Raw genomic sequence first — 13,835 nt, 5'->3', positions numbered from 1 at the left:
GGCCCGCGCCAATGAGCGAAGGCATCTCCCTTTTCGGCATCCGCCACCACGGACCGGGCTGCGCACGCAGCTTGCTGGCTGCGCTGGAGGCGCTGCAGCCGGACTGCGTGTTGATTGAAGGCCCGGCGGGTACCGAGGCGCTGCTGCCGCACGTGTTGGAGGCGGGCATGCAGCCGCCGGTGGCGTTGCTTTCCTATAGCGTGGACGACCCGCAGCTGGCGGTGTTCCATCCCTATGCGCTGTACTCGCCGGAATGGCAGGCGATGAGCTGGGCGCTGCGCAACGGCGTGCCGGTGCGCTTCATGGACGTGCCCCCGGCGCTGACGCTGGAATGGCAGGCGCAGGCCCGCGCGGACCGCCTGGTGCCGGAGGCCGCCGAGGCGCCGGACGCAGCGGATGAAACAGCGGTGCAGCCCCACGGCCACGCCGGATCTGCCGCCGAAGAAGACGCCGAAGCCCGCCCGGCCGACCCACTGGACTGGCTGGCGCGCGCCGCCGGCCACGCCGACGGCGAGGCCTGGTGGAACTACATGGTGGAAGAGCGGGGCAACGGGCAGGGGCTGTTCGACGCCATTGCCGAGGCCATGGCAGCCGTACGCGAGCACACACCGGAATACCCCGGCCTGCGCGGCGAGCACGAGGCCGTGCGCGAGGCGCACATGCGCATCGCATTGCGCAGCACCAGCAAGGAATTCGCGCGCGTTGCCGTCGTGTGCGGGGCCTGGCACGTGCCGGCGCTGCAGCCGGCCGCCCTGATTGCCAACAGCGCCACGGCAGACAACCGCCTGCTCAAGGGCATGCCCAAGCGCAAGACGCAGAGCACCTGGGTGCCGTGGACCTACCGCCATCTGAGTGCCGAAAGCGGATACGGTGCCGGCGTGGAGGCGCCGGGCTGGTACGACCACCTGTGGCGCAACGCCGGCGCGCACGACCAGCGCACCGTGGGCTGGTACGCCCGCGTGGGCCGGTTGCTGCGCGAGCACGGGCTGGACTGCTCCCCGGCCCATCTCATTGAAGCCACGCGCCTGGCCGATACCCTGGCCGCGCTTCGCGGCCATCCTTCGCCGGGGCTGGAAGACATTGCCGAAGCCAGCCGCGCCGTCATCTGCAATGGCGACGACGCGCCCATGCGGCTCATCCGCGAACGCCTCATGGTGGGCGACGCGCTGGGCCAGGTACCCGAAAGCGTGCCGGTGGTACCGCTGCAGCGCGACCTGGAAGCCCAGCAGAAACGCCTGCGCCTGAAACCCGAGGCGCTGGAAAAAACGCTGGATCTGGACCTGCGCAAAGAGAACGACCTGGCGCGAAGCCACTTGCTGCACCGCCTACGGCTGATCGGCATCGAATGGGGTAGGCTTACGCGCACCGGGCATTCGGTGCGCGGCACCTTCCACGAGGTCTGGCAGTTGGCGTGGCAACCGCACTTCCTGGTGGATCTGGTGGAGGCCAGCCGCCACGGGCAGACCCTGCTGGACGCCGCTTCCAGCAAGGCCATCGCGCAGGCGCGCAAGGCCGAAGCGCTGCCCGAGCTTTCCGGACTGGTGGATCAGGTGCTGCTGGCCGATCTGCCGCAGGCGGTGCGCGCCATTGCCGCCGAACTGGAGGCGCGCGCAGCCACGGATGCCGATCCGCTGGCCCTGCTTGGCGCACTGCCGCCGCTGGCCAACGTCCACCGCTACGGCAACGTGCGTCAGACCGAGGGCGTGCAGGTGGCGCACCTGTTCGACAGCATGCTGGAACGCGCGGTCATCGGCCTGACCCTGGCCCTTTCCGGCCTGGACGAAGCGCGCGCCGAACAGGCCCGCACCGTGGTGCTGGATGCCGACCGCGCCATTGGCCTGCGTGACGACGCAGGCGGCAGTGCCGGCTGGCAGCAAGCATTGCAGCGGGTTGCGCTGTCGTCTTCGTGCAGCGCGCTGCTGCGCGGCGTTGCCCTGCGTTTGCTGTTCGACACGCAGGCGGTGGCGGCCGAAACGGTGCACTTACAGCTGCAGCAGCAGCTTTCGCCGGGTGCCGAGCCGCTGCAAGCCGCGCAGTGGCTGGATGGCTTCCTCAACCGAAACGCCACCGTGCTGCTGCACGATGATGCGGTGTGGCGGATGATCGACGAATGGGTGGTGGCGCTGGACGAGGCGCAACTGTTACGCGTTCTGCCGCTGGTGCGGCGGACCTTTGCCGCCTTCGAGGCCGCCGATCGGCGTGACCTGGGCACTCGCGTGAAGCGGGCACCCATGCAGAAACCCGTGGCCGTGCTGGCCCCGGACTGGAACGTGGCACGCGCCGAACGCGCGTTGCCGATGCTGCGCGAACTGCTCGGGCTGCCCGCATGACCGATACCACCGAAGCACTGGACACCCCCACCTCGCGCGAGCAGCGCTGGCGATTGATCCTAGGCCAGGAGGCCGAGCGCAGCTGCGGCGCGTTGCCCAAGAACCTGCAGGGCATCGACAAGGCCCTGGCCGCGCTGTACGAACCTGATGGCCCCGGCGGCCTGGGTCGCCGCGGTGGGCGCGGGGCGTCTTCGCCGAATGTGGCCCGCTGGCTGGGCGACATTCGCCGTTATTTTCCGTCATCCGTGGTCCAGGTGATGCAGCGCGATGCCCTGCAGCGGCTGGACCTCACCCAGATGCTGCTGGAAAAGGAAATGCTGGAGCAGGTGCAGCCCGACGTGCACATGGTGGCCAACCTGATCGGCCTGAGCCGGGTGATTCCGGCGCAGACCAAGGACACCGCACGCATGGTGGTGCGCAAGGTGGTGGACGACCTGCTGCGCCAGCTCGAGGAGCCCATGCGCTCTGCGGTGACCGGCGCACTGGACCGCGCCCGCCGCAACCGCCGCCCACGCCTGGCCGAGATCGACTGGCACCGCACCATCCGCAGCAACCTGCGCCACTGGCAGCCGGAACTGCGCACCGTGGTGCCGCAGGAGTTGGTCGGCTATGGCCGCAAGGCAAGAAAGCCGCAGCGGGAAGTGCTGCTGTGCATCGACCAGAGCGGTTCCATGGCGGCATCGGTGGTGTACTCGAGCATCTTCGGCGCGGTGATGGCCTCGTTGCCGGCGGTGGCCACGCGCCTGGTGGTGTTCGACACCGAAGTGGTGGACATGAGCGAGCAACTGGACGATCCGGTGGATCTGCTGTTCGGCGTGCAGTTGGGCGGCGGCACCGACATCCACCGCGCGGTGAGCTACTGCCAGGGCATCATCCGTGAACCGCACAACGCCATCCTGGTGCTCATCTCCGACCTGTACGAGGGCGGGGTGGAAGACAGCCTGCTGGCCCGCGCCCGCGAGCTGCTGGAGGCTGGCGTGCAGTTCATCGTGCTGTTGGCACTCAGCGACGAAGGCGCGCCGTCCTACGATCGAAGCTTGGCCGGCAAGCTGGCGGCACTGGGCGTACCGTCCTTCGCCTGCACGCCGGATGCATTCCCGGGGCTGATGGCCGCTGCGATCCGCCGCGATGACATCAACCAATGGGCAGGCGGGCAGGGGCTGTTGACGACGCGTTGAGGCCTGCACTGGATCGCGCAGCAAGGGATGGTGCACAGACGGGGCAGGGCAGCGCGAACGCAGTGCGATTAGGGAGGTTTGACGCTGGATGCGCGGAAGGTCGCAGCGTTGCCGACACCGCGCGCCGCAACGCGCTCGCCTTGGTCGACACGTCGGCGGCGCGGAAGCAGGCGATCGACCCGCCGATGCGTTCGGCCGAATTGGATGCAGGCGGGTAGGACCATGCCTGGCAGTGGCAGTACCTCGGCTGGTGGCCGACGGCATTGCGATGACCTCGGTGATTGCACGTTGCGGCGACATCCTGCAAATCGAGGCGGGCGATCACGGCTTGCGCCGTTGAGCGCGCGGGCCGATGGCATGATCGGACGCGCACCGGGCAGACAAACTCTGCTCGAGCCTTGAAAGCACGCGCCTTCAGGGCGACGCCAATGCGCCAGGAACTACTCGGTGCGCGGCGCCTTGTAGTCCTGGCCCGGCTGAAGCGTGGTGACGTAGGGGCCGTTCCAGTCGCGGTCGAAGATGTGCGTCAGCGTCTCGGCCGGGCCCTTGCCCTTGACGAACACCGAGGCGTCCACCGCGGTGTTGAAGTAGCTCCACTCCCAGTTGCCGGTGCCGATGAAGCTGCTGCGATCGTCGGCCACCGCGTACTTGGCGTGCTCGACGCGCGCATACGCAATGAAGCCTTCCGGCGCCGGCGGCAGGCTGCTGAACTTCACCGTGATGTTCGGGAGTACTGCCAGGCTTTTCAGATACGCCTGCATCGGTTCGCGCAGCGCCCAGTCGGCGACGATGATGTGCACCTGCACGCCGCGCGCCGCGGCATCGCGCATGGCGCTGTCGACCGGCGCCCACCAGCCCTCGGGTCCGAAGCTGCGGATCGCCGAGAGCGTCATCACCTGGATGCGTAACGCATGCTGGCTGGAGCGGATCATATCGACCAGGGCCGGCTCCTCGGCGGTGACCCACGCGGGTTGCAGCGTCGGCGGGCTGAAGGCAGGGAAGGCGATCAGCGGCGCGTCGCTGCCGGCATCCAGCAGCACCGGATCGCTGGCGGTGGCCGGGGCGAAGTCCGGCGGCTGCACGCCGCGCGCCTGCGCCTTGGCCAACTTGCCTTCGTCGGCCAGGCGCCAGCTGAAATCGAAGCTGGCGGCGAAGGTTTGGGCGAAGCGTGCATCGTCGATGCGCGCGCCGATCTCGTGGATCTGCTCCAGTGCACGCCAGTCCCAGTTCTGGCTGCCGACGAACACGCTGGCGTCGTCGATGACCATGTACTTGGCGTGCAGCACGCCGCCGGTCAGCGTATCGACCGGCAACACGCGCACCGTGATGCCCGGCACCTTGCCCAGCCAGGCGACGCTGTCCGGGTTCTTGGCCAGGAAGCTGTGGTCGACCAGCAACTGCACCGTCACCCCGGCGCGGGCGCGGGCGGCCAGTGCGTCGAGCACCGGGGTCAGGCCGGTACCGGGTTTTTCGGAGAGATAGAACGCGGCGATGTCGATGCGGCGCTTGGCACCGTTGATCATCGCCAGCCAGGTCTGCTGGGTGCGCGGCACCCCCGGCTCGCCGTAGACGCTTGCTTCGGGCACGCTTTCGACGATCTGGAACTGCGAGGGCTGCGGCCGGGCCTCGATGCCGGTCGCTGCCGACAGCAGCAGGCAGGTCAGGGCGGCGTGCAGGGAGCGGCGCGCGGGACGCGCGCGGACGGGGGACGAAAGAGGCACGTTGGGAGTCCTTGCGATGACGTGGGAAGTGACGCCATGCGGGCGTGCGCTCGCACGCTGCCGGCGTCACGGGTATTGGCCCTATCGCACCGGTGGCTGCAGCGCGTCGGCCAGTGCGGTGGCGTTGTAACGCATGAGTTCCATATAGGTCGGTGCGGGCCCGTCCCCAGCCGACAGCGTATCCGAGCCAGCGCGACCCGCGGCGCGGCGCCCAGCAGCAGCGGGTCGTCGGCGTGCAACGGTTCAGGCGACGGCGCGGTGGCCGCGGGCAGCTAGGGATGGCTCAGGCGCGACCGTCGGCGCGTTCGGCGTGCGCCTGCGCAAACCATTGCAGCACCTGCTGGCGAAGCGGCTCGCCCCAGCAGCGCACGAACTGCTGGGTGTGGTGGTCATTGTGGTCGTTCAGCGCGGCGATGCGTTGCTCGATATAGGCCTGGTGCAGGCTCAGATCGCATTCGACCTCGATGCAGTGGCGCCAGGCGGCGTAGCTGTCGGGGATGACGAGGAGAGACATGGGGATGTCCTTTGCTTACGGCGCCAAACGAGGGCATGTGCCCGCCGTGCTGCGCGGTCTGGTTGTGGCCGGAGGCGAACCGCGGCTGACTGAGTGCAGCGTCAGCTTGCATCACCTGCCTACTTTTCAAGTAATGTAATATTATAACTTAACTTGCGTGGTCCGTATGCGACATCCCATTCCGCTGTTCCTGCTGCTCGCCTCGGCCAGCCTGCCCGTCGCTGCCAACGCGGTCCGTCATCACGGCCCGCACGTGCATGGCCAAGCCAACCTGGATGTCGCCGTGGATGGCACGGCCTTGGAGGTTCAGCTCAGCGCACCGGGCATCGGCATCCTCGATTTCGAGCATCCGGCGCGCGACGCCGACGAGCGCCAGCGCCTGGATGCCGCGGTCGCCACGCTGCGCGGTGCCCGCTGGCTACAGTTTCCGGTCGCTGCGGCCTGTTCGCTGCGCAGTGCGCAGGTGAACACCGAGGGCTATGACGTGGCGATGGCGGACCCGGACGAACCCGGCCATAGCCATGCCGAGTTCCACGCCCATTACGCGTTCCAGTGCGCGCATCCGGCCCGGCTCGATCATCTGCAGGTGCTGCTGCCGCAGCGCTTCGCGGGGCTGCACAAGGTGGTGGTGAACGTCGCCACCGCGGCCGGCCAGGACCGCACCGAGGCGGTGGCCGGGCAGACCCGGGTGAACCTGCCGGGATGAGCCTGCACCACGTCGTCGAAATGAGCGATGTGCGCTTCGGCTATCCCGGCGCCGCCGCACCGGTGCTGGAGATTGCCACGTTCGCGCTGCCGCGCGGGCAGCAGTTGTTGCTGCGCGGCGCCAGCGGATCGGGAAAGAGCACCTTGCTGGCGCTGATCGCCGGCGTGCTGCAGCCCGATGCCGGTTGGGTGCGCGTCGCCGGGCAGGACCTGGCGGCGTTGCGCAAGGCGGCGCGCGACCGTTTCCGTGCCGACCATTGCGGCGTTGTGTTCCAGCAGTTCAACCTGCTGCCGTTCCTGAGCGCGCGCGACAACATCGCACTGGGCCTGCAGTTCTCCGCGCGCCGCGGCCGGCTGGCGACCGGCACGCAGGCGCTGGATGCGGAGATCGAACGGCTGATGGCTGCGCTGGGGCTGGACGTGGCGGCGCTGTGGTCGCGGCCGGCCAGCCGCCTCAGCGTCGGCCAGCAGCAGCGGGTGGCCGCCGCGCGCGCGTTGATCGCGCGGCCGCCGTTGCTGCTCGCCGACGAGCCGACCTCGGCGCTCGACCCGGTCGCGGCGCAGGCCTTTCTGCAGCTGCTGTTCGCCGAATGCCGACATGGCGGCACCAGTTCGATCGTGGTCAGCCACGATCCGTCGATCGCGCCGCTGTTCGACGCCCAGGCCGACCTGGCCACGCTCAACCGCGCCAGCGCCGGAGGTGCGCGATGACCCTGTTGAAGCTGGCCCTGGCCAGCCTGCGCAGCCGGCGCCTGGGCGTGGCGTTGACCGTGCTGGTGATCACCCTGAGCGTGACCCTGCTGCTTGGCGTGGAGCGCATCCGCGCGCAGGCGCACGAGGGCTTCGCCAGCACGGTGTCGGGCACCGACCTGATCGTCGGCGCGCGTTCGGGCCCGGTGAACCTGTTGCTGTATTCGGTGTTCCACATCGGCGACGCCACCAACAACGTGTCGTGGAAGAGCTACCAGGACCTGACCGCGATGCCCGAAGTGAAGTGGGCGGTGCCGCTGTCGCTGGGCGATTCCTACCGTGGCTACCGGGTGGTCGGCACCAGCACCGGATTCTTCGCGCACTACCACTACGGCGCGCGGCATGCGCTGGCGTTCGCGCAGGGCAGGGCGTTCGCCGATCTCTACGATGCGGTGATCGGCGCCGACGTGGCCGCCGCGCTTGGCCGCCACGTCGGCGACGAGATCGTGCTGACACATGGCACCGGACGGATCGGTCTGGCCACCCACGCCGACAAGCCGTTCCGGATCGTCGGTCTCCTGCGCCGCACCGGCACGCCGGTGGACTCCAGCGTGCTGGTGTCGCTGCAGGCGATCGAGGCGATCCATATCGACTGGCATTCCGGCGTCCGCCTGCCAGGCCGGCACGTCAGCGCCGAGCAGGCGCGGACGATGGACCTGACCCCGGACAACATCACCGCCTTCATGCTCGGCCTGAAGACCCGCATCGCCACCTTCTCGGTGCAGCGGCAGATCAACGAATACCCGGAGGAGGCGATGCTGGCGATCATGCCGGGCGTGACCCTGCAGCAGCTGTGGAGCACGCTGGGCACCGCCGAAGGCGCGCTGCGCATGATCGCCTCGCTGGTCGTGCTGCTCGGCCTGGTGTCGATGGTCGCGCTGCTGGTGGCCACGCTGCAGGGGCGCCGGCGCGAGATGGCGATCCTGCGCGCGGTCGGCGCGCGGCCGCGCGACATCGCCTGGCTGCTGCTGTTCGAGGCCGGCCTGGTCACCCTGGTGTCGTGCGCACTGGCGCTGCTGGTGGTGAGCGCGGCCAGCTGGCTGGCGCGCGGCTGGGTGCTCGACCATTTCGGTCTGGCGATCAACCGCATCGCGCCCAGCGCGGTGGAATGGGGCTGGCTTGGCTGCGTGCTGCTGGCCGGCGTACTCGCCGGCATCGTACCGGCCCTGCTGGCCTATCGCCGCACCTTGGCCGATGGCCTGTCGCCGGAGCTGTGACCATGCGCCGCTGGATGCTTCCGATGCTGGCGCTCGCGCTGCTGTGCGGCTGCGGCCGTCAAACCGCCACCCCAAAGGCGCAGGAGGCACCGGCGGCGCAGCCGGCGCCGGTCGCCGACGCGCCGATCGAGCCGCCGCTGGGCGAGCCCGACGCCGACGGCTATCGCGAGCTGGACTGGACCGCGATGCTGCCGCCCGCCGACCTGCAGGCAATGGAAAACGGCGGCGAACCGCAGGTCGACCACAGCGGCAATCATGCGATGCCGCAGACCGGCACCTACCACACGGTGGCGGCGGTGCTGGCGCGCAAGGTGCGGCTGCCGGGCTACGTGGTGCCGCTGGACAGCGACGACGCCGGCCGCGTGCGCGAGTTCCTGTTCGTGCCGTATTACGGCGCCTGCATCCACGTACCACCGCCGCCGCCGAACCAGATCGTGCATGTGCGCCTGGACATCCCGATCGACCCGCCCGACATGTACAGCCCGTTCTATCTGTCCGGCCAGTTGCGTGCCGAGACCCTCCACGGCGAACTCGCCGGCACCGCCTACACGATGGAGCAGGCCCGTCTGCATCCCTATGAAAAAGATTGATCGCCATCTACCGCTGGCCACGGTGCTGTGCCTGCTGGCCGCCTGCCACGGTCACGACGGGAAGCCCGGCACGAGGCCCGAACCGTCGGCGGCAGCGGCGAACGCGACCGCTGCGGCCAGCGGTGTCGCCGACACGGTGGAGCGCTGGGAACAACTGGCGCCGGCCAACGACATCTACCAGCGCCCGCCGCCGCGCATCAGTGCGGGCTGGAGAGGGGATAGCACCGCGATGGATCAGGCGGCCGGCGACGATGGCCCCTCGATGGTCAACGGCATGCCGATCGACCACTCCGGCACCCAGCGCGCCGCGCAGTTCGGTTCGTCGGAAGTGGTGAAGGCGTTGGAAGGCAAACGCTTCGCCCTGGACGGCTACGTGGTGCCGCTGGAAAGCGACGACCAGGGCAAGGTCAGCGAACTGCTGTTCGTGCCGTTCTATGGCGCCTGCATCCACGTGCCGCCGCCGCCACCGAACCAGATCCTGCACGTCGTGCTGCGCACGCCGATCGACGTGCCGGAGCTGTGGGACCCGTTCCATCTGCAGGGGCGGCTGCATCTGGCCAGCTTCAAGGCGCACATCGCCAATGCGACCTATGACGCCGAGGACGCATCGATCACCCCAGTGAAGGGCTGAGGGCTCGGATCGATGCAGCCGACGTCGCCAAGCATGCGTTGGATCGCGCTCGCCGCATGCGCGCTCGCCGTCGCTGGCGGTGTGCTGCTGGCGTTGCGCGCGCACCGGCAAGCGGGACCGACATCGGGCGCGGCGACCGCGGCGGTCCGCACGCCGGTCGCCCTCGCATTCCATGTCGCGCCATTACCCGACGATGCGGCCGGCAAGCGCATCGCCACGCTGCTGCACAGCGATGCCGCGTTCGCCCGCGACGTGGCGTTCCTGCTGACGGCCAGCGTGCGCGAGCGCTGCGCGCCGGCACATGCCGGCGAACTGGCGAAAATGGCCAACCGCGCGCGCCTGCCGGTGTTGGCCGCGACGTCCGAGGTGACTGCGCGCGAGCAGGACCTGGACCAGCCGATCTACCAGGCGATCCAGCGCATCGCCGCCGCCGCACCGTGCGGGCGCACGCTCGACCTGGCGGCGACCGGCCTGCCGCTGCAACTGGACCCGGAGCGCTACTCGGCCGCGTTCCCCGACAGCTATTACCAACCGACGCTGGACACGGTACCGCACGAGTACGCCAGCCAGCCGCTGGGCGCACGCGCCGCGCAGGAATGCCAGTCGATCGCCTATGCGGTGCTGCCGCTGGGCCGCAGTGGCTGGCAGTGCAGGGCGCTCTGGGCCAGCACGCGCCCCCGGATCGTCAAGGCCTGCGAACAGGCGCGCAGCGAAAGCGGGCAGGGGGCTGGCGAAGCGATTCCGGCCGAGGTCGCAAATCGGTTGACGCCGGTGGTGGCCGGCATGCTGGACAGGTTGCCCGACTCCTGCCGCTGAGTGCTGTTGCTGCTGTTTCTGCGAAAGCAGACTATTGCGAATGGCATGGTGTTGGCCAAGACAGAGGCTCGCGGAGCAGTGGATTAGGGATATTTATCGGGGGTAGGGCGAATGTCCGCTTCGGCCGGAAGCTGACATTCACGGCCTTGCCCTGTCAGTAAGGAGACGACGGCGTCAATAATCTTCGTGGGGTATTCGATCTTCCTGGCATCGCCAAATCGTATCCAGGGGGAAATTAGTATCCGTCAACTCCGAATAATTTATCTACCATGTTGTGCGGCCCTACAATATTGATACCTACTCCCCTGCCTGGATTGATATGGTGAAGGAGAACGTCTACGGGTCGGTCAAGAACGTCGGTGTCATCTTCATTCTTGAGATGAGCCTGATACCAACGCATGCATAGACCTGCGACGATATCTGCCAATTGAACTCCATTACTTTCAGGTGACGCCTTGAAAAATAGATCTGAAATTTGCTTGAAATTATAATCGGAGCAGGGCGGCTTGAACTTATCAAATCTGATATTGACTTTCTCGGCTTGACGTTTTGCAGCAGCAATAATTTCATCGAAATGCGTCTGCTCATCATGGAAGATTCTAGTGCCTTCTAAATTTCTCGAAAGAAATAAATTCATGCGAGCATAGATGTTGGTAAAAGAAGAGTAGTTAGGAAGTAACCAGACCTCCTGTTCGCGCTTGCCTATGTCTGGAATGGGGAGAAAGCGCCGGTGTGCTCTACCACCTTCCTGTTCGATCATTATGCGAAAGTCGTCCTTGCTTTCGTCAACCTGAGACACGATGCCTTTGGCTACGTCGTGAGAGTCTTGGCTGACAAATTCTTTGAGAAGGCCAAAATATGCGGCTGTGTTCTCATTAGAAGGAAAGTTCATGCACTGAACAAAAGCAAAGAAAACTTCATTCGAGAGATTTTGATAGAGATAGTCCGCAAAGATGTTCTTGAGCCACACGGTATTTTGTGATTCTTCCGTGTTGAAGTAGGGAGGCCAGATGAATCCGTTGGTGATGCTCGCCGCAAGCTGGTATTTCTTGTCTACAATTTCAACGAAGAATGGGAAATCGTTCTTGACTAGAAGCTCAACTGCATCCAAAGCAAAAGCAGGCTTGCGCTTCAAAATCTTGCTGAGTTTGAGTTCGGCTGCCTGAACGTTGTGCTTCCTCCTTAGCGCAGCTAGTTCTTCTGTGAGAGATTCTTCGTCCTCAAAGCCGATTGCGGCCAAACTGAAAACAGCCTGCCCACCGAAATCAAGGGTTGGGCCTGTTCGTGCCAAGTCGCCCGTGTTGCCGCTCTCGTCTATGTAGAAATCCATGCACTCCCTCATGCTCATGTGTTGTCAAGAATAAATATCGGAAATGATGTTATGGGCAGGAGATGCGCCCAATTCAGCCCACGATTTTAGTCCATATGGAATCAATGCCGAATGGCCACTTATGGACGAAAACAGGCGCTGAACAGGGCAGGGGATTAGCAGGATTTATCGGGGGGGGGTAAGAGTGTAGTTGACGATTAGGAACAAACATCCAGTGGAATGGCGCGCATGGTTGCACATCCCGCCAGCCGCTTGGCGGTGCCCTTGACATACTCATTGATGATGACGATCACGCTGCGCTACACGACATTCCTTTGTCCCCATTCTCTGCAGGAGCTTCGCCAAGCGCTTGTCACTAGAGGATGCTCGGGACGCAAAATTGTTAGCATAAGAGGCATGTTTCAAGAGATCGGTAGCTCCCACGTAGAGGATCGAATCGGGTGCTGGTTCATCGAGGTCCACTCCCATTTTTTCCAGATCGGCACGCCATCCTTAGCTAGTAGCCCCTCAGACAGCTTGTCGTGAACCGCCTTGGTAATCCAGGTAGGACTCTCCGTACTGAGCGTAGTCAGTTTGGCCGCGTAGTTGGCAGCCCGCCCTACCCAGACCAGATCGTTGTCCCCGCGCACGCCCGTCCTAACCGCATGTAGGTCTGAGATATCAATACCTACGGTATGACGGGCTATAAAATCTGTGTTATATCGCGCCTTGATTGCCGGATTTATTATGTTTCGCACTGCCCAATTGATCCGCAATGCGGCTCTGACTGCCGCGTCGCCCCCGTTAGTTTCAAAGAAGATTGCCATGATCCGATCGCCGTCATAGGCGGTGATTACGCCACCCTCCGATTTGACGATTTTGGCCGCTGCATTAAGGAAGTTCTTGTAGACCTCGGCGCTGAACCACCAATATTTGGTGTCTACCATGGCTGTGGACCCGTCAAGATCTGCGTAGAGCACCACCGCTTGCGACAGATTCTTGGCTGCATTACCTAGCCCAATATCTATCGGAGCGGGGACCACGCGCGCGGCGACTACGTCCCATTTGGTGGCATGTACTATCGCGCAGCTGGCAATCAGGTCATCTTTGAGTCCCATCTGTGTTAACCCTCTCGGCGCGGGCCTGTGTTCATGATGTGGTCACGCAGTTCATTGCATGCCGGCGCGATCATGGCCTGCTTGTCTGCGCTGGCCTTGTCGAACCGATAGGTGATGGTCGTGACGCCGGCTAAGTCGCTAGGAAGCTTGACTTTGTTATTGCGTGGCTCGAGTAAGATGGCGCGCTGACGGCCCAGTCGTCCCATGAATAGGCCAAGTTCGAAGATTACATTGTCGCGCGGTGCTGGCCAGTCCTTTTCACAGTACTCGACGATGTCGTCCGCATGAGCGATAGCGATGGCGAAGTCGGCCCTATCGACTTCGTCCTCCAGCGTTTGGAGCGTGTAACCGGTTGCCTTGAAAGCCCCCTCCTGCCAAGGAATAACATCAAAAGCGTCATAGGAAAACGCGTTATGGACGGCACGGGCGATCGGCATGGACTCACGCGAGCTGATCAGAAAGACGCGTATCTTGGAGTGTGTAGCACGCACCCGATCGTTACGCTGCTTCAGCTTCTGGCCCATCAAGACCGCAATGTGCCGAAATACTTCCGGGTGGACGGCGGAAACCTTTGATAAATCCTCTTCTGTCAGCGCGGCGACCAGCCCTTCGGTCACTGCGAATACATCCGCCGTGCGCCGCATTGTTGGGTCGACTGCTGCGATCTCTCCTACCACGTCGTTGATCTTTCTCTGTGCAACTTTTGTGCCTTTCACGACAATGTCGAACGTGCCATCAAGCACGAGGTACAGATCGTTGTCAGCCGCGTTCTCTACGATGAGCGGCTCTCCTGCTTCCAACTGACGTAGTTGGACGAGATCGGCCAGCATCTCAGCCAGCGCCATATTGCCCCCCACCATTTTTTGGTGGATTAGTGCACCGACAAGCAGTCGTCGACCGGCGTCACCTCTAAAACGATCAATCATTTTCATGCATCCCCCTTGAGCTGTAATCCC

The 13,835-nt window shown here is 65.0% G+C and carries 13 protein-coding genes; 8 read left to right on the top strand and 5 right to left on the bottom strand.

What is annotated here, in order from left to right; translation table 11 throughout:
- The first annotated feature begins 11 nt into the window (after nucleotides 1-11).
- Nucleotides 12-2,330: a DUF5682 family protein gene (locus tag HEP75_RS12325; protein WP_185823723.1), complete on the top strand. Its 2,319-nt coding sequence runs from the start codon at nucleotides 12-14 to the stop codon at nucleotides 2,328-2,330.
- Entirely contained in the window at nucleotides 2,327-3,508 is a 1,182-nt protein-coding gene (locus HEP75_RS12320; RefSeq protein WP_185823722.1) for a VWA domain-containing protein, read from the top strand. Before HEP75_RS12325 ends, HEP75_RS12320 begins: the two co-directional genes overlap by 4 nt.
- A gap of 440 nt (nucleotides 3,509-3,948) precedes the next feature.
- Here the strand turns inward: HEP75_RS12320 and HEP75_RS12315 are convergent, their stop codons facing one another.
- Both HEP75_RS12315 and HEP75_RS12310 read right to left on the bottom strand, forming a co-directional pair.
- A complete protein-coding gene (locus tag HEP75_RS12315) occupies nucleotides 3,949-5,229 on the bottom strand; it encodes a phospholipase D-like domain-containing protein (RefSeq protein WP_185823721.1) in 1,281 nt (426 codons plus the stop codon).
- A 283-nt stretch (nucleotides 5,230-5,512) separates the two neighbouring features.
- Nucleotides 5,513-5,743 carry a hypothetical protein gene (locus HEP75_RS12310; RefSeq protein WP_185823720.1) on the bottom strand — a complete coding sequence of 77 codons (231 nt, stop codon included), beginning with the start codon at nucleotides 5,741-5,743 and terminating at the stop codon, nucleotides 5,513-5,515.
- A gap of 166 nt (nucleotides 5,744-5,909) precedes the next feature.
- Here HEP75_RS12310 and HEP75_RS12305 point away from each other — a divergent pair, with 166 nt between their 5' ends.
- Genes HEP75_RS12305 through HEP75_RS12280 form a run of 6 tightly spaced genes read left to right on the top strand, consistent with a single transcriptional unit; the run spans nucleotide 5,910 to nucleotide 10,452 of the window.
- Nucleotides 5,910-6,449, top strand: a complete 540-nt coding sequence (locus HEP75_RS12305; RefSeq protein WP_255423844.1) for a DUF2796 domain-containing protein — start codon at nucleotides 5,910-5,912, stop codon at nucleotides 6,447-6,449.
- Nucleotides 6,446-7,159, top strand: coding sequence for an ATP-binding cassette domain-containing protein (locus HEP75_RS12300; RefSeq protein ID WP_185816374.1), 714 nt, complete (start codon nucleotides 6,446-6,448; stop codon nucleotides 7,157-7,159). Before HEP75_RS12305 ends, HEP75_RS12300 begins: the two co-directional genes overlap by 4 nt.
- Nucleotides 7,160-7,161: 2 nt before the next feature.
- Entirely contained in the window at nucleotides 7,162-8,415 is a 1,254-nt protein-coding gene (locus HEP75_RS12295; protein WP_221893188.1) for an ABC transporter permease, read from the top strand.
- A 2-nt stretch (nucleotides 8,416-8,417) separates the two neighbouring features.
- Nucleotides 8,418-9,005 (top strand): DUF3299 domain-containing protein, encoded by a 588-nt coding sequence (locus tag HEP75_RS12290; RefSeq protein ID WP_185816376.1) that lies wholly within the window; start codon nucleotides 8,418-8,420, stop codon nucleotides 9,003-9,005.
- Complete coding sequence (locus tag HEP75_RS12285) at nucleotides 8,992-9,636, top strand: DUF3299 domain-containing protein (RefSeq protein WP_255423843.1); 645 nt, start codon at nucleotides 8,992-8,994, stop codon at nucleotides 9,634-9,636. The genes HEP75_RS12290 and HEP75_RS12285 overlap by 14 nt, the downstream gene beginning before the upstream one ends.
- Before the next feature lie 33 nt (nucleotides 9,637-9,669).
- Complete coding sequence (locus tag HEP75_RS12280; RefSeq protein ID WP_255423842.1) at nucleotides 9,670-10,452, top strand: hypothetical protein; 783 nt, start codon at nucleotides 9,670-9,672, stop codon at nucleotides 10,450-10,452.
- Between the two features lie 235 nt (nucleotides 10,453-10,687).
- Here the strand turns inward: HEP75_RS12280 and HEP75_RS12275 are convergent, their stop codons facing one another.
- The 3 genes from HEP75_RS12275 to HEP75_RS12265 form a co-directional block, all read right to left on the bottom strand.
- Complete coding sequence (locus tag HEP75_RS12275; protein ID WP_185823719.1) at nucleotides 10,688-11,782, bottom strand: DUF3800 domain-containing protein; 1,095 nt, start codon at nucleotides 11,780-11,782, stop codon at nucleotides 10,688-10,690.
- 401 nt (nucleotides 11,783-12,183) lie between these two features.
- A complete protein-coding gene (locus HEP75_RS12270) occupies nucleotides 12,184-12,879 on the bottom strand; it encodes an adenylate/guanylate cyclase domain-containing protein (RefSeq protein WP_185816378.1) in 696 nt (231 codons plus the stop codon).
- A gap of 5 nt (nucleotides 12,880-12,884) precedes the next feature.
- A complete protein-coding gene (locus tag HEP75_RS12265) occupies nucleotides 12,885-13,811 on the bottom strand; it encodes a TIR domain-containing protein (protein ID WP_221899261.1) in 927 nt (308 codons plus the stop codon).
- Between the last annotated feature and the right edge of the window lie 24 nt (nucleotides 13,812-13,835).

It is taken from the genome of Xanthomonas sp. SI (assembly GCF_014236855.1).
In the GTDB taxonomy this organism is placed as follows: Bacteria; Pseudomonadota; Gammaproteobacteria; order Xanthomonadales; family Xanthomonadaceae; genus Xanthomonas_A.
This window is presented reverse-complemented; position numbering and strand designations above follow the sequence as displayed.

Coding starts and splice junctions, on each gene's coding strand:
- HEP75_RS12325 (WP_185823723.1), top strand. CDS start 12: ATGAGCGAAGGCATCTCCCTTTTCGGCATCCGCCACCACGGACCGGGC.
- HEP75_RS12320 (WP_185823722.1), top strand. CDS start 2,327: ATGACCGATACCACCGAAGCACTGGACACCCCCACCTCGCGCGAGCAG.
- HEP75_RS12310 (WP_185823720.1), bottom strand. CDS start 5,743: ATGTCTCTCCTCGTCATCCCCGACAGCTACGCCGCCTGGCGCCACTGC.
- HEP75_RS12305 (WP_255423844.1), top strand. CDS start 5,910: ATGCGACATCCCATTCCGCTGTTCCTGCTGCTCGCCTCGGCCAGCCTG.
- HEP75_RS12300 (WP_185816374.1), top strand. CDS start 6,446: ATGAGCCTGCACCACGTCGTCGAAATGAGCGATGTGCGCTTCGGCTAT.
- HEP75_RS12290 (WP_185816376.1), top strand. CDS start 8,418: ATGCGCCGCTGGATGCTTCCGATGCTGGCGCTCGCGCTGCTGTGCGGC.
- HEP75_RS12285 (WP_255423843.1), top strand. CDS start 8,992: ATGAAAAAGATTGATCGCCATCTACCGCTGGCCACGGTGCTGTGCCTG.
- HEP75_RS12280 (WP_255423842.1), top strand. CDS start 9,670: ATGCGTTGGATCGCGCTCGCCGCATGCGCGCTCGCCGTCGCTGGCGGT.
- HEP75_RS12275 (WP_185823719.1), bottom strand. CDS start 11,782: ATGGATTTCTACATAGACGAGAGCGGCAACACGGGCGACTTGGCACGA.
- HEP75_RS12270 (WP_185816378.1), bottom strand. CDS start 12,879: ATGGGACTCAAAGATGACCTGATTGCCAGCTGCGCGATAGTACATGCC.
- HEP75_RS12265 (WP_221899261.1), bottom strand. CDS start 13,811: ATGAAAATGATTGATCGTTTTAGAGGTGACGCCGGTCGACGACTGCTT.